Annotated in this window: 17 protein-coding genes; 11 read left to right on the forward strand and 6 right to left on the reverse strand. The window is 69.8% G+C overall.

The annotated features are described in order from the left end of the window. Positions 1-178 precede the first annotated feature (178 nt). The 3 genes from ABT001_RS30480 to ABT001_RS30490 all read right to left on the reverse strand — a co-directional run bounded on the left by ABT001_RS30480 (position 179) and on the right by ABT001_RS30490 (position 3,337). Entirely contained in the window at positions 179-703 is a 525-nt protein-coding gene (locus ABT001_RS30480; protein ID WP_351284164.1) for a hypothetical protein, read from the reverse strand. A 313-nt stretch (positions 704-1,016) separates the two neighbouring features. Continuing rightward, positions 1,017-2,153, reverse strand: a complete 1,137-nt coding sequence (locus ABT001_RS30485; RefSeq protein ID WP_351284167.1) for a peptidoglycan-binding domain-containing protein — start codon at positions 2,151-2,153, stop codon at positions 1,017-1,019. A 584-nt stretch (positions 2,154-2,737) separates the two neighbouring features. Continuing rightward, complete coding sequence (locus tag ABT001_RS30490; RefSeq protein WP_351284170.1) at positions 2,738-3,337, reverse strand: L,D-transpeptidase; 600 nt, start codon at positions 3,335-3,337, stop codon at positions 2,738-2,740. Between the two features lie 265 nt (positions 3,338-3,602). Here ABT001_RS30490 and ABT001_RS30495 point away from each other — a divergent pair, with 265 nt between their 5' ends. Continuing rightward, positions 3,603-4,808, forward strand: coding sequence for a hypothetical protein (locus tag ABT001_RS30495; protein WP_351284173.1), 1,206 nt, complete (start codon positions 3,603-3,605; stop codon positions 4,806-4,808). 127 nt (positions 4,809-4,935) lie between these two features. Here the strand turns inward: ABT001_RS30495 and ABT001_RS30500 are convergent, their stop codons facing one another. Beyond that, entirely contained in the window at positions 4,936-5,373 is a 438-nt protein-coding gene (locus ABT001_RS30500) for a Tn3 family transposase (protein WP_351284176.1), read from the reverse strand. 287 nt (positions 5,374-5,660) lie between these two features. Further along, positions 5,661-6,560: a site-specific integrase gene (locus ABT001_RS30505; RefSeq protein WP_351284179.1), complete on the reverse strand. Its 900-nt coding sequence runs from the start codon at positions 6,558-6,560 to the stop codon at positions 5,661-5,663. A gap of 536 nt (positions 6,561-7,096) precedes the next feature. Here ABT001_RS30505 and ABT001_RS30510 point away from each other — a divergent pair. From ABT001_RS30510 to ABT001_RS30525, 4 genes are all read left to right on the forward strand, one after another. Further along, entirely contained in the window at positions 7,097-8,032 is a 936-nt protein-coding gene (locus ABT001_RS30510; protein ID WP_351284182.1) for a ParA family protein, read from the forward strand. After that, positions 8,029-9,018, forward strand: coding sequence for a hypothetical protein (locus ABT001_RS30515; RefSeq protein ID WP_351284184.1), 990 nt, complete (start codon positions 8,029-8,031; stop codon positions 9,016-9,018). Before ABT001_RS30510 ends, ABT001_RS30515 begins: the two co-directional genes overlap by 4 nt. 993 nt (positions 9,019-10,011) lie before the next feature. Next, on the forward strand, positions 10,012-10,689 hold the full coding sequence (locus ABT001_RS30520; protein ID WP_351284187.1) for a hypothetical protein: 678 nt from the start codon (positions 10,012-10,014) through the stop codon (positions 10,687-10,689). Next, a complete protein-coding gene (locus tag ABT001_RS30525) occupies positions 10,686-11,090 on the forward strand; it encodes a MarR family transcriptional regulator (protein WP_351284190.1) in 405 nt (134 codons plus the stop codon). Before ABT001_RS30520 ends, ABT001_RS30525 begins: the two co-directional genes overlap by 4 nt. Before the next feature lie 74 nt (positions 11,091-11,164). Here ABT001_RS30525 and ABT001_RS30530 read toward each other — a convergent pair whose 3' ends face one another. Next, positions 11,165-11,947 (reverse strand): GntR family transcriptional regulator, encoded by a 783-nt coding sequence (locus ABT001_RS30530; protein WP_351284192.1) that lies wholly within the window; start codon positions 11,945-11,947, stop codon positions 11,165-11,167. Between the two features lie 819 nt (positions 11,948-12,766). On the opposite strand from ABT001_RS30530, the gene ABT001_RS30535 reads away from it, so the two are divergent. From ABT001_RS30535 to ABT001_RS30560, 6 genes are all read left to right on the forward strand, one after another. Continuing rightward, positions 12,767-13,243 (forward strand): hypothetical protein, encoded by a 477-nt coding sequence (locus ABT001_RS30535; protein WP_351284195.1) that lies wholly within the window; start codon positions 12,767-12,769, stop codon positions 13,241-13,243. Positions 13,244-13,471: 228 nt separating this feature from the next. After that, complete coding sequence (locus tag ABT001_RS30540) at positions 13,472-14,932, forward strand: DUF2637 domain-containing protein (protein ID WP_351284197.1); 1,461 nt, start codon at positions 13,472-13,474, stop codon at positions 14,930-14,932. Positions 14,933-15,094: 162 nt separating this feature from the next. Continuing rightward, the gene (locus tag ABT001_RS30545; RefSeq protein ID WP_351284200.1) at positions 15,095-15,616 is read left to right on the forward strand and encodes a hypothetical protein; all 522 of its coding nucleotides are present in this window, start codon (positions 15,095-15,097) and stop codon (positions 15,614-15,616) included. Continuing rightward, a complete protein-coding gene (locus ABT001_RS30550; RefSeq protein ID WP_351284202.1) occupies positions 15,616-15,843 on the forward strand; it encodes a hypothetical protein in 228 nt (75 codons plus the stop codon). The genes ABT001_RS30545 and ABT001_RS30550 overlap by 1 nt, the downstream gene beginning before the upstream one ends. Before the next feature lie 150 nt (positions 15,844-15,993). Then, on the forward strand, positions 15,994-18,054 hold the full coding sequence (locus tag ABT001_RS30555; RefSeq protein WP_351284205.1) for a hypothetical protein: 2,061 nt from the start codon (positions 15,994-15,996) through the stop codon (positions 18,052-18,054). Positions 18,055-18,057: 3 nt separating this feature from the next. Next, on the forward strand, positions 18,058-18,477 hold the full coding sequence (locus ABT001_RS30560) for a conjugal transfer protein TraB (RefSeq protein WP_351284208.1): 420 nt from the start codon (positions 18,058-18,060) through the stop codon (positions 18,475-18,477). The last annotated feature ends 37 nt before the right edge of the window (positions 18,478-18,514 follow it).

An 18,514-nucleotide genomic window follows, 5' to 3' on the forward strand; every position in this document is an offset into this window, starting at 1 on the left:
CGGCAGTTCCTCTCCCCGGCCTGTCCGGTGCCCTCGGACACCAGGCCAGCGTAGGACGCCAGGCTACTCAGAACCGGGGCTTAGAAACAGGCTCTAACTGAGGCGACCCCTCCGGCGTGCACCGGAGGGGTATGGAAGGACAAAGACTTGACGCGGTTCGGCTTCGTCTCTGCTGCGCTCAGTGGCGTGGTCGGCTGAACCAGGCCACGCCGTCCTTCTGAGCCATGAAAACGATCAGCAGAACACCGGCGGCCAACTCTGCGAGGGCTGCCATGACCATGGTGGCGGGGGCGGCACTGGCGGTGAGGCCGAGAGCGAAGGTGCCGACTACGCAGAGCCAGGCGCCGTAGACAATTGTGCAGATGCGGAGGGCGTTGCCTCCCTTGCCGAATCGTGCGGCAAGGACGAGTGCGAGAGCGGCGTAGATGGTGCCCCAGATCATTCCGACCTGAGCGAGCACCATCTGCGATGCCGCCTTCTGCTCCGCCTCCTCGACAGCGGGGGCCATGAACCCCGAAGAACCGCTGTAAGGGTCGAGGGAGCTCTGTGCTGCATCGGCTTGAGCGAGCGCGGCCAGGCCCAAAATGATCAGGAAGCCCGCCAGCAGGAACAAGACGATGCGAGCTGCCTTGACCCGCTGGGGCATGCCCGGGGAGCCGCTGGCGTACCCCGGCTGCTGCACGTAACCGAAGCCGGGTGACATCTGAGGCTGCGGAGGGTAACTCGGCGGAGGCGGCATATGCGATCCCGGCTGCTGGCCAGAAAGGTTGCTCTGCGCGGACTCCGGACGGGGTGCCTCGTTCATGAGGATCGTTCTCCTTCGGTCTTGAAATTGGCGGGGTCGGATGTCGATCTGATCGGCATGGGCTGGCAGTCGAACCGCTACCGGGCTTGGGGGCGGGAGGTGGGGCTTCCGCCGGGTGAACCCGGCGGAAGCCCTCGGCTGGGGGCCGGCGGCAGCGCCCCGGGGGATTCAGCCACGACCGTCACGTGCTCGTGACCTGCGAAGTCCGGGCCTAGTTGAAGGTGATGTCCCAATGGACGCCGCCCTTCGTGGGAGTCTCGTAGATGTACTCGACCGCGATGTCGCTGAACTTGCCCCTCCAACGCGGGTCGGCCTCGCGGTAGCCGTCCCTGCGCTGGGTGTTCTTGATCCAGTTGGTGATGCAGGTATCGATGCGGAGGTCGAGCTTGTAGCCCTTCGTGTGGGCCTTCGTGATCGTCTCGTCGTGAACTCCGTACTCGGTGCCGCCGGTGATGACGAGGGGACACCCGCTGGCCTTGCGCAGGGCGATGACCCCGCGGATGGAGTCGCTGCGGATGTCGTCCAGGCTCGTGCAGTCCCTGTTGTTGCGGTCGTCGCAGCCGTCGCTTGACGATGTGGTGATGCCGACGGGCCGCAGCAGGGCCATGGCCTGGGCGTGGGTGAGTTTCTCGGAAAGCTGGGACGGCGCAGCCGGGGCTGGGGCAGGCCTGGCGGGGGTGCCGGACTTGGCCAGCGCGGTCCCGCTGATGAGCTTCTGCCACGTGGACGGACCCACGATGCCGTCGGCCGGCAGGCCGCGACTTTGCTGGAACTTCGTCACGGCGGCCGCGGTGGCAGGTCCGAACGCTCCGTCGACGGCGAGCTGGTTGCGGTACATGTTCAGCTGGACCTGCACGGCCTTCACTGCGGGGCCGGATGCTCCGCGGCCGATTGTGCGTCCCAGTTTGTTCCAGGTGGGTTCGTCAATGGAGCCGTTCACAGTGAGGCCGTGCCCGCGCTGAAACGCCGATGTTGCGGCGGCGGTGGCCGGGCCGAAGATTCCGTCGGCAGCGAGGCGATAGCCGCTGGAGGCGAGCAGCAACTGGGCGCTGCGAACGTTCTCGTTGCGCTGGCCCGTCTTGAGGACGGGCCAGCGCGTGCCGCTGGACGACGGCTTGGTCAAAGGCGTCCCGTGCAATCCGGGCTGTGGGTGTCCACCAGCGTCGCTGTTCCCCGCGGCGGCAGAGGCACTGTCGTTCCGTGCCTGGCCGTCACCGAAGGCGTCGAAAGTACTGAGCGAGACGTCGGCGCTGTGTGTTTCTCCCTCATGGGCCACACCGAATACGACGGCACTGACAACAGCGGCTGCCACCGTGGGCGCCATCAGATTCCTGATTGTCTTACGCATATCGCATCCTCATGTTCTAGGCCCCTGCCTATCCGGCGGGGCAATCGGTGGCGGGCGCGCTGATGTGGGCCAGTCGCGTCCGCGATGTCTGAGGTGGTGAGGGCTTGTGCCGGGTGGCAGAAGCCCTCATCGAAAAGCAGGGGTCAGGTCACCCTGTGGCGTTCATGCGGTTAGCCACGGCCGCCGCCCGCCTTGCAGTCGCCGCTGCTGCGGCAGCTGTCGCGCTTCCACACGCCGCGGTGGCCGGATCCGTCGCAGGTGGTGCTCAGCCGCAGCCGTTCAGGCATGCACCAAGCGAAGCGTTGGGGCTGGTCACCAGCCCCAGGACTCTCCGCGGCCCTTGCACGAGTGGCACACGCCGTCACCGCCGCAGGCGTCGCACTTGGGTCGGGAGAAGAAGCCGTCCAGCTCTCCAGTTCCGTCGCACTTCCGGCACTCGCCGTTTCCTTCACATGACTTGCATCGGGGCATGAGTCGATCTCCTCCTGTGGGTTGGAGCAGGCAATTGGATCGGCCCGGGGCCCCTCAGTGGGCGAGGCCCCGGTGATTCGAACGTCTTGGCGCGTCGTTCGGCCTTGAGTGGGTTAGCTGACGACCTTCAGCGTCTTCGGCCATCCGATCCGGTCGAGCAGCCGGAACAGCTTCTTGATCTCTTCGGGCTGCATCTTGATGCAGCCGTTGGAGAGGAAGTCGTTCGGGTTCTTGTCGGTCCACTTGCGCCGCTCGGTGCTGCCCTGGCTCCCGTCCCTGTTCATCTCGCTGTGGATGAACAATTGCGTGCGCAGGCGGCCGGTGCCGTTGTTGCACCTCTTGTCGGACAGACGGATCGCGTAGCCCTTGATCAGGTCGCCGTTGTAGGTCTTGTAGTGCTGCCCGACCGTGTAGGTGCCGTTGGGCAGCCAGCCGCGGCCCGTCGTGCACTCGTTCTCGGTGATGCCAGAGCCGGCCCGGAAGTTGGCCCATACGGTGCTGCCCTTGACGACGGACAGCTTGGAGTAGAACGGGTACTTCGGGTTCTTGTCGAACTTCAGATAGACGGTGTTGGCCGCAGTGACACTGCCCTTGGCGGCGGCACCGATCTCCTCGGCCTGAGCGGCGGGCGTGAGGCCCGCGAGGAGAATGATCGAGGTGGTCGCCAGGGCGGCCGTTGCGGTACGCGCCAAGCGCGTCGTGATGGTGCTCATCAGCGTCGCTCCTTAGTGAGTTGAGAAAGCGGCCCGCGATGATTTATGTCGCTAGGCTCGGCGGATGCCGATGCGGTGAGAGTGGGGGTGACCTGCGAGCTCGACTAGCCATGTGGGCTTCGCGAGATCCAGGGTGCAGGGACATCCAGCAGCTGCACCAGAGCTGTAGGGGGCGCGGCTTCCCGTGCTTGTCCCGTTCCGATCCCGTTACCGCTGCACGGCATCTACCTGCGGAAACGTTGGAATATGGGATGGCGGAGGGACGATGGCGGGAAACGGGGACACGCTCGACGGTGCGGATGTCGAACCGGATGGCGCGCCTGACGCGGCGAGGGTGATGCTTGCTCGGAAACTGCGCTCAGCGTGGGAAGCGTCGGAATCCAAGCTGGCGTTGGACCGGCTCGAAGCGAAGCTCAAGGAAAGGCTGCACGGCCAGAACGTCAAAGGACTGGGCCGCTCGTCTATCGGCCGCTATATGGATCCGGAGCACACGACCCTGCCTGACAAGGCTGTACTCACGGCGCTGGCAGAGATCTTCAGGGTGAGTAACGAAGAACTGGCGGCGTGGCACCGGCTGCAAACCGAAGCGAAGGCCGCTCAACGGCAGCGCCGGCTTCAGCGTCCGGCCGCCGACCACCAAGGGGTCTCCGCCCTGCCCCAGGACGCTGCCGACTCTCCGCCTCCTTCGCAGGAGGAGGACGTACCAGGTGATGCCGATCCAGTCGTGGACGCTTCAGCCGCCCCGTGCATGGACTCCGACCGCGAAGAGTCGGAAGGCCACGATCAGCCTGTCTCTGTAGATTCGCCCGCAGGGCGCTCTCCCGGAGCCCGAAGATCCCGGCCCCGAATCCCCGTGGCGGTGAAATACGCTCTGTACGCGGTAGCCACGGCCGGAGTGATCGCTTTAGGCGTGGTCACGGCGGTAAACGCCGGGGACGATTCGCCTGACCGGACACCAGCGAAGAGCCAGGCACCACAGTCCTCGGCAACGACCGAAACACATCCGGGTGCGGCCGGCTCGTCGACCGGAAACAGCCCCTCTTCCGCCTCGGCGGCAGTCTCGCCCGGGGCCGTGAGCGGAAACTTCCGGTGCGGCCGGGAACGCCATGTGAGCACCGTGACGTGGGCGCCGTGCACACAGGTACGCGGCAACTCGCTTGTCTTCGCAGTGCAACTGAGCAACACCGGGTCGTCGCCGGTCACCGTGAAGGCGAAGCTTGCCTATGTCCAGACCCAGCAGGCACATAGTTGCCCAGCCCCCTGGGGGGCCGGTGCGCAGGTCACTGTGCCGGCGGGAAAGACGGTCACGAGTACGGCCGATGCCTGCTCCGTGACCAAGATCCCCACCACAGCCTTTCAGGGCAAGGCATGGGTGATTGCCACGGATGAGCCGTCCTGGGGTTATCGGGAGATGTCCCAGACGGTTCATGTCCAGCCCGACGCCAGCGTGAGGTGGGCTGACGAGGAATGACCTGGGTGCATTGCGCGATGATGGGATCAAAGACGTCAGCTCTGTGACTACCGGCTCCCCGAGGGGAGCCGGCCCTTCGCTGTACAGACGCGCCCCGTAGCCCGGCACCGGACATTCTCGGTCCGCCCTACAGCCCGGCTGCGGGGTCGTCGGCGGCCAACGTCTGCAGCGGCCTGTGGCCCTTCTCATCGAGCTGGGCGAGTTCGCGTTCGTAGTCGACGGTGATGGAGCCGTAGTAGTTCACGGCCGAGCTGCGGGCCGGGGAGATGTGCGCCAGGACCTCGGCGTCCACCTCGCGGCCCGCGTCGCGCAGTTCGCCGACGGCCAGGCCCAGATACTCGGTGTGCCAGCAGACCACTGCGTTCGTCACCACCGTCAGGCACCACGCCTGCTCGTTCTGCTGCTCGGGCTGGCGCCGGGTGACCTTGCCCTCGCGGGCGTAGTGGAGCTGACGGCGCAGCGAGTGGAGCGACACGCCCTTGTTCAGCTGCCGGGCGATCTTGCGCCGGTACACCGGATCGGACAGGTACTTCGCCGCGTAGACGTGGCCATCGGCCCCTCCCACCCTTATTCGATCATAGCGGGACGGCGCACAGCTGCTGCGGCCCGTCGTGCGCGACGCGGGCCGCGAGGTGGACACTTCGCCGCGTAGACGTGGCCATCGGCCCCTCCCACCCTTACTCGGCATGCACGGCCCGGAACGCCATCCGCCCTCCCAGTTCGGTGATCACCTGAGAGTGTCGCGGCGGCCACCGACAGTCGACACCATCGGATTCGGACGCCCGGCCGAAAGCCGATCGCCGCTTCCCCCGGCGAGGGCGAGAGGGCTGAGGTCACCGTGTCGGAGCGCGGTCAGTCCTGTCGATCCCGGCCGTCGTCCGCGAAGGGGCTGGGGGAGTGGGCCACGATGTCCGGGAGGAGGGTGCGGGCGATGCCCTCGAGGTCGGGGTGGGTGGCGGCGACGTCGCGCAGCAGGCGCGGGAAGGTGACCCGGTCCAGGCCTCTGCCGGTACGGGAGAGCAGGAGAGGGCCGGTCGTCTCGGTGGAGTGCGGGGCTTTGTGGGTGCGCACCGGCAGGTATTCGTCCAGGGCCCACACCACGGGGCGCGGGATGGGCCGGGGGGTGGTGACGGCGGAGGTGCTGTGGTTCTTCGCCGGGAGGCGCCAGGTGGGGCCGGAGGCGTCGTGGCGCTGGACGTGCTGGAGGACGAGGGTGATGGACTGGCCGGGGCGCAGGCCTGCGAGGGTCATGTAGAGGGCGAGCCGGGCGCGTTCGGGGTGCGGGCCGCGGTAGCGGTCGGCGGCGGTGCGCAGCGCGTCGGTCTGGTGGGCGGTGAGCTGGTCGCGTTCGGCGGGCGGGGTGGGCCCGGCGAGCGCCCGGCGGGGAGGGAGGTTCCACCGGGCGGAGCCGAGGTCCTGCTCGCAGTGGGCGTAGAAGCTGCGGACGGCGGAGACTGCGCGGCCCCGGGACGCGGCGGCCATGAGGCTTCCGTCGAGGTTGGTCAGGCGCGTGGCCCAGTCCTGGATGTGCAGGGGTTCGAAGTGCCAGACGAGGTCGCCGATGTATGTGAACCAGTCGCGTTGCCAGCCGGCGGGGGCGTCGATTCCGGCGAGCACCAGGCCGTAGCGGTAGCGGGTGTCCTCGTCCCAGGCGCGGCCGAGGACCTGCTGTCCGTCGGGGCGGGTGTAGGCCCCGGAGAGCCAGGCGTGCAGGATCGCGTGCGGGTCGGGGGAGTCGGTGGCGGGTGTCACCCGCCCACTCTATGGACCTGGTCCCGCACGGCCGCCGGGCATCCCGCGGACTCCGGTGCGAAGCAGGGCTGCAGGCGGCTGGGAGGTTCGGTGGCAACTGGATCGTCCGGCCGCAGCCACTCCGAAGGGGCATTGAATTTTTAGGTTTGAACTTTACGGAACAGACCAGCCCACCCCGGCAAACCGCCATGGAGCGGGCTGGTCTCCGTACCGAAACTGACGGAGCGGCGCCCCGCCCTGGGCGGCCCGGAGGGGGCTAAGGTAGCTGGTCTGTTCCGTAAAGTTGGATGCCTCCAGCCCGGGACGCCTGGATCCGAGGCCGCCGGGGTCTGCGAGGGTCATCGCAAGACCGCGGAGCGAGACGATGGCCACCGCAGCTCCTGGCGAGCACGAAGAGAACGTCGACGCGGCGCCCACTGCAGATCGACCGGTCACGCTCGTGACGGAGTTGGTCGCCCGTAGATGCATGGAGACGATCGACGGTCGTGACGGGGTGGGTGTTCCGGGCAAGTCAAGTGGCCGGTTAGGTTCGCCGCATGACCGAATCACCACGAACGGCACTGCCACCTCTCGACAGCCCTCCTGGCGACCGGCTGGACGTCGTCTCGACCTGGGACGCCGACACCCCGTATCAGGCCTGGCGGCCACAGATCCTGGAACCACCGACGTTCCGCCCGGCGACGCCGCCCCGGGTCTATGTCGCCGTGAACCAGAAGGGCGGGGCGGGCAAGACCACCACGGCGGTGGAGCTCGCCGCCGCCTGGGCCGCTGCTGGCCTCCGGGTCCGCGTGATCGACGCCGACCACCAGGAGGCCGCCCTGTCGGTGTGGTTGCTGCCTCAGTATCCGGAGGGCTCGCCGCGCCACTCGCTGCGCAGCGTCTTCTTCGACGAGTGCACGCTGGCTGAGGCGACCTACCCGACCCTGTTCGAGGGCGTCGACGTCGTGCCGTCCGGGCTGGACCTCTCGCGGGTCGAGTACGAGCGGCCGATCGGTGCGGAGAACGCCATCGCGGCCGCCATCGCTCAGGAAGCGCAAGAGGCCGGCGGACACTCGCCGTACGACGTGACCCTGATCGACGCGGCCCCGTCGCTCGGCCTTGTCACTGTCGCAGCCCTCACCGCCGGGGACGAGGCTCTCGTCCCCGTGAAGGTCGGCGGCCTGGACATGAAGGCGATGGCGTCGCTGGACCGCACGATCCGCAGCGTCCAGCGCAAGACGAATCCGAAGCTCAAGGTCGGGGCCGTCTTCCTCACCGCGTGGGACAAGAGCGACTTTGCCCGGCAACTCGCCACCAAGGTGTCCGAGGATTACCCGGACGCGGTGGTCGTGCCGATCCGGCGCAGCGTCCGGGCAGCAGAGGCCCCGATCGCGGAGCAACCAGTACGCCTGTACGCGCCGAAGTCGACAGCGGCCGGGGACTACGACCAAGCCGCGCACCTCTTCCTGCAGACTCCGGAGGCCGGAGCGTGAGCCGTCGTCCCACTCTGACCATGCCGTCGACCCGCAGCGCCGAGCCGGACGACGAGGAGCTCGAGGCTGGCACCGGCCAGAGGGAAGCCGCGGCCGCGCAGTCCGCTGGAGTCGTCGCGACGCTGACCGGCGCGGACGTGTCGACGCCCGTATCCGTAGCGCAGCTCCCGACGCCGTACGACGTCGCCGAGACCGTGACGGCCCCGCTGGACGACCAGCAGCGCGCGCACTTGGTCGTGTGCGAGCAGGCACTGACCGGCTTCCGGAAGTCGGTGATCGTCGCGGGCAAGGCCCTGGAGGTCATCAGCCGGGGCCGCCTGTACCGGGAGACGCACGCGACGTTCGTGGAATACCTGGACGACGTGTGGGAGATCCGGAAGTCACAGGCGTACCGGATGATCGAGGCGTGGCCCGTCGCCGCCGCAGTGTCCCCAATTGGGGACATCAACGAGGGGCAGGCCCGGGAGCTGCGGCCCGTCTTCACGGACTACGGCCAGGAGGCGGCCGTCGCTCTGTACCGCGAGGTGAAGGAGCTGCGGGGCAATCGGAAGGTCACGGCGGCCGACCTCGCAGAGGCCCGCGCAGTACTGCCTCCGGCCCGGCAGATCTCCCGGCCGGACCAGGTGCGCGACGTCCTCACCACGGCCGCCGCCGAAGGACGCGCACCACGTCTCGCACCGGCCGCTCTCCCGGTGCCGGCGCAGCCCTCCGGCAAGGAGCACGACGACCCGGAGCAGGCGAACAGCGCCAACGTCGACCAAGAGCGCCTGGACCCAGGAGCGGAGGCCGTCGCCACGATGGAACGAGCCCTCGCTCAGCAACGGCAGATCTACGACGCGGTGGGGGACGGAATCCTCGCAGCCGCCCTGCTGTACGACCCGGGTCGAAGTGAGCGGCTGCGTCAAGAGCTGCGCCAGTACGCGAACCGGACGGCGTACCGGATGCGGGACCCTGCCGCCGGGGACAGTGCTGCTCCGGGGGCCTGACCCGGAGTGCATACTCTCCGCCTCCTGCTCGCTGGTGGGCATGGAGACGGGGTACGAGGGGCCTGGCATCGAGCGGCGCGCTGGGCCCCTCATCGCGATGAGGCCGGGCTCTTCTCGGCTGACCGTCCGTGGTGGGCACCGGACCTGCCGGCCCGGTCCGGCCGTGCGTCACCTCCGTCGACCGGACCCTGTCCGGCAATGGTGCCGCGCCGTGGCGGTCGACTACTAGCGACCCCTCCGCTGCGCTCCGGGGCTACGGGCTACGCCCTTGCGCGTCCGATGGGGGGCTCCTCCGGACCCCACCCCCCATCGCCTGGTTCCTGTGACCGGTGCCGTCGTCGATCAGGACGTTCCTGTGGAAGGTGCCCACCTCCCGCTCCCCTGTGGCTGGTGTCGACTACTGCGGATGATCAATTGGGCGGGGGAATGAAGCTCAGCCACAACACGGCAACCCCTGCGGCGCAGCAGGCAGCAACGGTGGTTCGGAGATACCTCAGCTGGGGACGGCAGCGACCCCTTTGATTTGGCTTGTGAAGCCACAGTCGTCCGCAGCCGCTGACGGTGCCCGGGTGCCACAGCGGGGCCCGCAAGCCCTCCAGGGCTGAGGACACGCCGCCCTCCCGCGAAGCCGAGAGCAAGCCGCACCTTTAAGAGGAGCGGAGCTGTGCAGCCTTGCTGCTAAGGCCCAACACGCCGGAGTAACGAGAGTGCTTGCGTTAAGCCTGCACAGAGGGTAAACACGCGCGCGCATTCTGATACAAGAAGGGGACGGTGCCTCTGACCTGGGCGAACGCTGCTGTAAGGCACGAAAAAACGTGCCGTAAGGCCCGGAAAAACGTGCCTTAGCCTCTTTCGCTTGCAGGACGCACCGTGACAGGTCTCTGCTATAGCCCGATCTTTCGGAGGCGGATGTGTAAGATCACGCCTGTAAGGCATCAACGACCGGAGCTAAGGCACGAAAAAGCGTGCCTTACGGAAACTGGACGGAGACCCATGGCAGCCACGCGCAGCGCAGCCCGGCGGCTGGAGCTGGTCGACCTCACCACAGGGGAGGTCGTTGAGCGGAAGCAGCGGGTCCCCCATGCCTTCGACGGCAAGGGCTACACGATCGAGGGCCACGGGGCCGAGGTGCCGAACTTCAGCCTCAACCTCAGCGGCACCGAGTGGGACGTCCTTGACCTGATGAAGCAGCGCGGCGGCTGTGCCAACCCGATTCGGCTGGAGCCGGCAGAGGTCGCGCCACTGCTGTGCAGCACCCCGAACACCGTCAAGGCCGCAGTCGCCCGCCTGATGAAATTGAACCTTCTGCTTCGGATCGGTGGTCAGCGCTCAGGCACCTATCAACTCAACCCGCGCCGATTCTGGGAAGGCAGCGGCGAGGCCCACGTGAAGGCGTGCGCCCGTCTTGATCCACCTGCCGTCGCACCGGACGCCAAGGCCTTGACCGCCGCGCTCAAGGCCGCGCAGAAGGCGGCGGACACGGCACGCGCGGCAGCCGAGTCGGCAGATGAGGCGGAGGAGCTGATGCCTGGCAGCAAACTCGCTGATAAGACCCGCTCCACTGCCGACGCCACCCAGGCATCGGCGATCCTGGCAGTACAGATCGCCGCCAACCTTGGCGCTCAGCTCCCCATGCAGTTGCGCCGTTTCGTGCAGGAGGCCTCGAAGTGACTGCCCCAATCAACGCCGCTGACCTGACCATGGCGCACCCGATCTACACGCTCAGCCTGTCGGCGGCGCAGCGCTCCACACTGGAGTGGCTGACCTGTAACGGCGCTCTGTATGCGCCGCTCGCCGCTGACCCCGAGCAGATCGCGAAGGACTGCGGTAATTCCGTCTCCACGATCTACGAGGCGCTGAACCGATTGGCCGCGCTCCGGTTGATCGAGCGCAAGGGCCCCGAGCTCCGTGTGAATCCGCGGTTCTTCTTCGCACAGAACCCGGAGGTGCTTCAGCTTGTGCTGGACGCACTCCAGGCCCCTGACGTCGAACCCGACGAACGAGCGCAGCAGCCGCGCCGGACTTCACCAGCCGACGCCCGCAGGCGCCGCCAGGTTCGCTCCGTCTCCTGACCCGCACCTATGCCAGTGCCCCCCGCTCTCATTGAAGAGCGGGGGGCACTGGCACGTGCGGTGCCAGGTAAGACCTAGCTCGGCGCTTGGTGGAGCGGCAGGCCCTCGTAGACCAGCTCTAGGCGGTCGGCCGCTCCGGTGACCCGGGCGACCTCCAGCACGTTGCCCTTGTCGTCGCGGGTGACCCGCTCCACGACGAGGACAGAGACCCGTGCGCCGAGGGACAGTTCGGATGCCTGCTCAGCCGTGGGCACCCACGCGGTAACCCGGTGGTCGGTGGAGGTCGGAAGAAAGCCGGCGCCGGTCATGGCGCCGAGGATGCCCCCGACGATCTTCCCAGGCGCGTCCAGTCCGGCCGCGGCTGCGACATCGAGCGGATACCAGGCGTCCTGAATCTGGACCACCTCGTCTCCGATCGTCGCGCGGCGGCGCCGGTGAATCACTGGCGTTCCCGGCTCCACACCGAGGGCCTGGGCGACTTCGGCCGGTGCCTCCTCCTGCTCCGGGGGCTGGACAACCATGCCGCCGGCGAGACCCTGCGCGGCAGTGGCACGTTCCCATGGGCCAAGGTCCCCGCCCGGGGCAAGTACCTCGCCGTACGTACTGAATGGCACACGCACCCGGCGCTGGTCACGGACGACCGTGCCCACGCCCGGCTTCGACTGTGTCAGCCCCTCGGACTGCAGCAGTCGGTAGGCCCGGTTCACGGTCGTGATCGTCGCTCCGAACTCGTCACAGACGGCACGCATCGACGGCAGAGGGTCCCCAGGACTCAGCTCGCCGTCACTGATCTTGCGCCGGAAGTTCGAGGCGATGGCCTCGTAACCGCCCTCCCGGCCCTTCCTTCTGCTGGCCATTGCTTCCTCCTGCTCTCGCGTCGTGGCGCTAAGTGTAGTGCTTGATTTTTGTTAAGTGTAGTGCTCTACTTAATGCCGGGCGCGGTTGCCACGCAGAGTGGCAGCCCGCAAATGAGCTCCCCTCGCAGGTCAGGGGGGCGCACCAACTCCACAACGGTCACCCGGACCAGAACACGGGAGGTCACGCGGACTACCTGGTACGGGTTCGGACCTATGCAGAGGGGGGTCACAGCCCGGGCGCCGGAGAATCACCGTCACTGGTGGAGAGCAACGCAATGCATGACAGAACACCCCGAACGGATTCGATCCGGCGCGCTCCTCATCACGAGCCCGCCGCGGTCGTGGCCGCTCGGTCACCCTTGCGGCCCGATGGCGCTAACGACACTCGGGCTGCGCACCCACCAGCACCGATCACCACCAGGAGGTCCTCATGGACTGGGTCATTCGCCATTGCCCGCGACGCGCCCCTCCTGGTTGCGGGATGAACGCCGCGCAACCAGAACAGCCGTACTGGTTTGGATGCCGTGACGGGTGGCGACCGTGCGGTTCGTCCGCGCGGTCCGTACCGGCGGCGACCTTCCGCAGTTGAGCACGACGTCCCGTGTCACCAGGACGGACCCTCACCACCAACTGACCCCGCATAAGCGGGCGGCCCCCGGAGGCGCTTACGACGCCGCCCGGGGACCTTCGCGTCCGACCGATCACCAAAAACGGAGATGAACGCATGAACGACCGTATCAATGCCCTAGCCGCATACCCGAACGACTCCGACCCGGACATGGACGAGGCGCTGCGCCGGGTCCGGTCGGGCGGTGCCCGATGACCGACACCCCGGAGCACGAGAGGACCAGCGACGGCGATAGGCGGCCGCCGCAGTGGCTGGAGGACGCCGCGCATGAGCGGCTGGTCGCCGAGACGTACACCCGGCTCCAGGCGGCCGAGGACGCCGCGGCCGCCGTCGACCGGATCCGCGCCGAGATGGCCCGGACCCATCCGTCCTTGCCGGCTGACCGGCCACATCCGCTGCGGCGCCTGGTACTGCGTCTGGAAACGTCCCTCGCCGTCGTCCTGCTGCTCCCGGTGATCCTCGCGGACCACGCCCACTACGCCGTGACCCGCCGCTTCACCCACCGATTCGAACCGGTGACCCGCCGGGCCGACGACTACCTCTACCGGCTGCAGACCCGTATCACCGAGAGCGGCGACATCCGGTTCATGGACGCGGTCGCCCGCTGGATGGACCGTGCGGTCGACGGGCTGGACGCGCTCCTCGCCCGCTTCGGCTACCCCCGCTGACGATTCCCGGTACGGCCCCGCCCGGGGCCGTACCGGGCGCACCGGCCGCCGTTCCGGCACCAGTGCCCACCGTTCCGCCCCGTCGCATACCCCGCCTTGGAGGACCCCGCCGTGACCACAGCAGCGCTGCCCCGACGAGGGGCTGATAGCGTCCCCGCGCCGAGCGCCCCGGCCGCCGTTCCGGGAACGCCCCGACCAGTTCCGGTCGCACCGGCCGCCGTTCCGACCATGCCCCCGGCGGCGACCCGCCCCCGCCTCGTCGGCTCGCTGACCCGGCCGCAGCAGATCACCGCCGGGTTGATCGTTGCCGCCGCCCTGGTCCTCTCCGGGATCGGCCTGTACCTCTCGTTCGAGCATGTCGCCGAGTTCGCCCATGACCGGCTCCGCTTCCAGTCGCTGGACAAGGCGCGGCTGTTCACGGTCGGCGTCGACGTCGGCATCCTCGTCCTGATCGTCCTGGACCTGCTTCTTGCCTGGCTCCGCCGCCCGGTCGCCTGGATCCGCTACCCCGTGTGGCTGCTGACCGGTGCCACCGTGGTCCTGAACGCCGCCTCGGCCGCCCCGCCAGAGGGCGCCTGGCAGCGCATGGACTACGTTGCCGGGTTCGCCCACGGCATCGTCCCGCTCCTGTTCATTGTGGTGGTGGAGGTCGGCAAGACCGGCGTCGACCGCATCGTCCGCCCGGACAGCGACGAGACGGCCGCACGAGTGCCGTTGTACCGCTGGTTCCTCGCACCCCTCCCTACGTTCGCCCTGTGGCGCCGTATGCGCCTGTGGGACGTCCCCACGTACGCGGAGGCCGTCCAGCGGGACCAGGACCTCCGGGTCTACAGGGTGATGCTGGAACGCCGCTACGGCCGCAACTGGCGGGCCAAGGCGCCGGCGGACATCCGGCTCCCCCTCACGATGGCCCCGTACGGCCTGACCATCGAGCAGGCCCTGGCCCAGCCCCGGGAGGCCGAGGAGCGCGAGGCCAAGCTGAGCGAGGCCAAGAAGGAGGCTCAGGCGGCTGCGGACGCCCGGGCCGCCGAGAGGGCCGCACAGGCCCGCATCACCGCCCTGCGGACGACCGGAGCCGTCACGGCCGTCGAGCATGAGGTGAGCGCCGCCACCCAGCAGGCAGCCATCGCCGCACGAGCCGGGCTGGTTGCCACCGAGCGGGCCGCCGAGGTCGAGGCGCAGGCGGTGGAGACAGCGGCCGCGGCCGAGGCCGAAGCCCGCCGCGCGGCCGCCGAGAAGCGCGCCGCAGACGACCGCGAGGCCGCCGCCGAAGCGGACCAGCGCGCAGCCGGAACGGAGGCGGCCGCAGCCGAAGAGCGCGAACGCGCTGCCGGAATTCTCGCCCGCGAGGCGGCAGCCACCCGGCGCGCAGCCGAGGACAGGCGGGCCGCGCAGCAGGCCGAGAAGGACGCCGCCGAAGCCGAGCGGACCGCAGCCGAAACGCGGCTCCTCGTCGCCGGAATCGAACGGCGCGCAGTCGAAGCCGAGGACGAGGCGCGGCTGTTGCCCCGTGAGCGGGCCGTCCGCAAGGTCGCCCGCCTGGCCCTGGCCCGGACCGGTGGCGACGTCGAGGCGCTGCCCCTGGAGGACATCGCCGACGTACTCGGAGTGTCCACGTCGACCGCGTCCGAGCGACGCCGCGAGGCGGCCGACCTCCTCGCCACCGGCTACCAGCCGGACGCGAGCTGACCGACCAGCACCCGCCCGGAGGGCGGCCCGGCCACATGCCGGCGCCGCCCTCCGGCACGTCTGGCGCTGCTGCTGCCGTCCCCGGACCGACCGGGTGCGGCTGCGGGACCACCAGGCCCCACCCCCTTCTGACCGATCACCCCGACCCCGACGGAGGGCACCGTGTCCAACTCCCCCGACATCAACCGGCTCGAGCAGTACGAACGACTCCTCGCCCTGCCTGCCATGACCGCTTGGACGGCGGCCCGGCAGCAGGAGCACGCTGCCGACGCCGCCACGTACGACGCGGCCCTCGCCGCTCTGCAGTCCGGTCTCCGCTCTCAGCACGTCGCAGGTGACGGCCGCTGGTCTGCAGTCCTGCGGGCCCGGAAGGTGGAGAAGCACCTCCGAACCATGGCCAAGGCCGCCCGGCAGCAGGAGCGGGCAGCGGAGGCCCTGCGCACCACGTACGCCGGACACGTCGCCCACGTCGCCGCCCTCCCCGCCCAGCGCGAGGAGAAACGCCAGGCCAAGGAACTCCGGAAGGCCGGCGGCCGCCAGGCCCTCGCCGCCGCGACGTCCAAGAGCCTCCACAAGACGGCCGCGGCCACCGCCCCGCAGCAGACGGCCGGAGACACCGCCACCCCGGCCGCCGGTCCTGCCCCGGCACGCGGCATCAGCGACCTGTGGCAGCGGGGCGCCTGATGACCGACCGGCCGATGACCAAGGCGGAACGCACCGCGTACAACCAGCGGCGGCACGCCATCGCCCGGCAGCAGGCACAGCAGAACCGGGGGCCGCGCGGCGTCGCGGAACTCTGGTGGGACCAGGCCCGCAAGCTCGCCAGGGACCGGGCCCACCAGGGAGACGAGGCCGCGTGGAACGACCTCGCGGTGACGCTCAAGAACTACTGCGACCGCTACGCCCAGTAGGCGCCCCGACCCTCACATTCATCATCATCACCATCCGCAGAGGGTGACCGGCCTCGCGCATAATGCGATCGCGTGAGCGCAGGAGCGCACGAGCGCGTGCGCGCATACGTGTACCGGTCACCCTCTGTCAACCGGAGGGACCGCGAGTTCATGACTGACGACACCAACGTGATCACGTTCCGACCCCGGGCGGGGGACCCGCCGAGTCCCCCGCCACTGCCTCCGCTCCCCGGAGCAGCGGCCCCGCCCCCGCTCCCCTCGTCGGCCCCGGCCCCGGACCCTGCTCCGGACCCTGCTCCGGACGCCGGGGCCGACGTCGTCCCCGGCCGGGTCCGCCGGTCGGCCGCCGGGTCCCTCGCCGACGTCCTCGCTGGACCGGCGCCCCTCCCGCCGCTGCCTGCGCAGCCCACGGGCGACGCGCCGGCGACCTTCCGCTCCGAGGGTCTGGACGACGGCCCCAGGCAGCAGGGGCCGGGGCTGGCAGCCTTGTCCCTCTCGGCCGTCCTCGCCGTCGCCCTGGCCGCCCTGCGCGGCACCGTGACCGTGGTGTCCGACTGGCGGCAGCGGCGCATGGAGCGTGCGGCCGAGGAGGCGGCGTGGCGCGAGGCCAAGGTGAAGCGGCGCGCGGCCGAGGAGGACGCCCGGGCCAAGCTCGCCGCCGTCCCGACGTCCGCCGAGTTCGGCCGTAGGGCCGTCCAGGACGGACGCAAGGCGGCCGCCGGGCCGTCCGGGTCGGGGAAGTCCGGCAAGGGCAGCAGCGGCACGGCACGGGGCTCCACCGGCGCCCCGACCCGGAAGCCGAGCAGCAGTCCGAGCAAGGCACCCGCGCCTACAAAAGGGCCGGACAAGCCGCGGCCTTCCGTCGACTCGCCCAAGCCCAAGACGCCTGACCGCACAAGGGATGGGAAAGGGTCGGCGCCCGGCAACGGAAAAGGCGGGGGGGCGACGTCTCCGGAGAAGCCCGGCAAGCCGTCCTCTGGGAACCTCGCCCCGAGCAAGGGCAAGACGCTCGGCGGGTCCGGAAAGGGCGTTTTGGAGCGGGCCAGGGACCGTCGCCCCACGAAGCCCGTCGACGGAAAGGGCGGAGGGGCGCCGTCCCCGGAGAGGCCCGGCAAGGCTCTCGCCCCCGGCAAGGGCAAGATCCCCGGCGGACCGGTGAGGAAGACACCGAAGCCGGAGGCGACGCCAGGCGACGACAAGCCCGGCAGCACGAGGAGCACCCCGAAGGCTGGCCGGTCCCGGTTCCGCCGGAGGAAGCCGCGACCGGTCAAGCCCGTGAAGAAGATCCCCGGAATCCAGCACGGCACTGCCGAGGGCCACGACGTCCACGAGTGCCGGTGCCGCCACTGCCGCAAGGCCGTACGCAACCGGGATGCGTCGACAGGCCCGGGCCCTTCGTCCCCCGGCAGGGGCAACGGGGCGTCGCCCCGCCCGACACAACCACCACGGGGACCGGGCGCCGGCACCGTCCCGCCCCGGCCGACGACACCACCACCGGGAGCAGCAAGCGGCCCGCCGCCCGGCGGTTGGGCGCCGCCTCCTCGAGGGGCGCGGCGCAGCGCGGACGAGGACCTGCACCGCGCGACCACCTACACGGAGACCGTGATCACCGTGGAGCGGGTCGACCGCCCGGGCGACCAGGCCCGCCGCTGGGAGGAGCCCGCTCCCGCCGGTGCCGTCACGACGGGTGCGCCGGGCTTGCCCCGCGCACCTGAGCACCCCGCCGGGCCCCGCCCCGGCACGACCAGCACGACGGAGGAGAACCCCATGGGCGCACCTGCCCCCCGAGCCCACGTACCCGCCGCCCGCAGCGGCGGGGCAGCGGCCGAGCACCTGACGGAGGTGACCCTGGACGACGTCCTGGACCACCTCGCCGCGTCCAAGACCCGGTGCTTCGCCACGTACGACGAATGCGCGGTCCTCGCCGACCAGGCCCGGAAGCTGCGCCGCTCCTTCGAGGACCTGGCCTACGAGCTCGCCGAGCGTCACAACGTGATCGGCCGCCTTACCTCCGGCGCGATGGCCCGGCTGGCCGAGCTGATGGACGTCGTCGCCCGTAAGGCCGAGGAGATGCGCACCAGGTCCCTTGGTGCCGCCGAGTCCGTTGAAGTCGCGCACGACGCCATGCACGACGCGTACCGGCCCGTCCAGCAGGCGACTGCTGACGCCGGTCTCGTGATGCCCTCCGCCCGCATCCACAACGAGGACTGACCCATGAGCGACCTGGTACCGCGCCCCGTCCACCTGCCCGACACCACCGCCGCAGGGCGGCCCTCGTTCCTGGCCCTGGCCGCCCGGGTGACCTCGTTCTCCGCCTCCGCGTTCGCCCTCGTCGAGGGACTGCGGGCGCTGCGGCGGCAGATGGAACACGACGCCGACGACGCCGACCGCTTGGCCGAGATGTGCGACCAGGCCGAGGTAGAACCCCGGTTCACCTCGCTCATCCGGGAGGCCGGCGGGGAGCTGCGCGCAGTCGCCACGGCGTCCGGCGAGATGGCCACCGCAGTCGACGACATGGCCACGGCCGCCGACGACCTGAGCACCTCGCACGACCGGGAGTACCGGGGCGTGTACGAAAGCGTCCAGGCATCTGGGGCCCGACAGGCCCGCCCCGGGTTCTACCGCACCCGCTGACCCGCACCACCACCCGCGAGGGCCCCGACCACATCGG

It is taken from the genome of Streptomyces sp. NPDC002793, from assembly GCF_040295485.1.
Lineage (GTDB): Bacteria > Actinomycetota > Actinomycetes > Streptomycetales > Streptomycetaceae > Streptomyces.

Excerpts from the sequence above, each read along its gene's own strand:
- ABT001_RS30480 (WP_351284164.1), bottom strand. The coding sequence starts at position 703 with ATGTCACCCGGCTTCGGTTACGTGCAGCAGCCGGGGTACGCCAGCGGC.
- ABT001_RS30485 (WP_351284167.1), bottom strand. The coding sequence starts at position 2,153 with ATGCGTAAGACAATCAGGAATCTGATGGCGCCCACGGTGGCAGCCGCT.
- ABT001_RS30490 (WP_351284170.1), bottom strand. The coding sequence starts at position 3,337 with ATGAGCACCATCACGACGCGCTTGGCGCGTACCGCAACGGCCGCCCTG.
- ABT001_RS30495 (WP_351284173.1), top strand. The coding sequence starts at position 3,603 with ATGGCGGGAAACGGGGACACGCTCGACGGTGCGGATGTCGAACCGGAT.
- ABT001_RS30510 (WP_351284182.1), top strand. The coding sequence starts at position 7,097 with ATGACCGAATCACCACGAACGGCACTGCCACCTCTCGACAGCCCTCCT.
- ABT001_RS30520 (WP_351284187.1), top strand. The coding sequence starts at position 10,012 with ATGGCAGCCACGCGCAGCGCAGCCCGGCGGCTGGAGCTGGTCGACCTC.
- ABT001_RS30530 (WP_351284192.1), bottom strand. The coding sequence starts at position 11,947 with ATGGCCAGCAGAAGGAAGGGCCGGGAGGGCGGTTACGAGGCCATCGCC.
- ABT001_RS30535 (WP_351284195.1), top strand. The coding sequence starts at position 12,767 with ATGACCGACACCCCGGAGCACGAGAGGACCAGCGACGGCGATAGGCGG.
- ABT001_RS30540 (WP_351284197.1), top strand. The coding sequence starts at position 13,472 with ATGCCCCCGGCGGCGACCCGCCCCCGCCTCGTCGGCTCGCTGACCCGG.
- ABT001_RS30550 (WP_351284202.1), top strand. The coding sequence starts at position 15,616 with ATGACCGACCGGCCGATGACCAAGGCGGAACGCACCGCGTACAACCAG.
- ABT001_RS30555 (WP_351284205.1), top strand. The coding sequence starts at position 15,994 with ATGACTGACGACACCAACGTGATCACGTTCCGACCCCGGGCGGGGGAC.
- ABT001_RS30560 (WP_351284208.1), top strand. The coding sequence starts at position 18,058 with ATGAGCGACCTGGTACCGCGCCCCGTCCACCTGCCCGACACCACCGCC.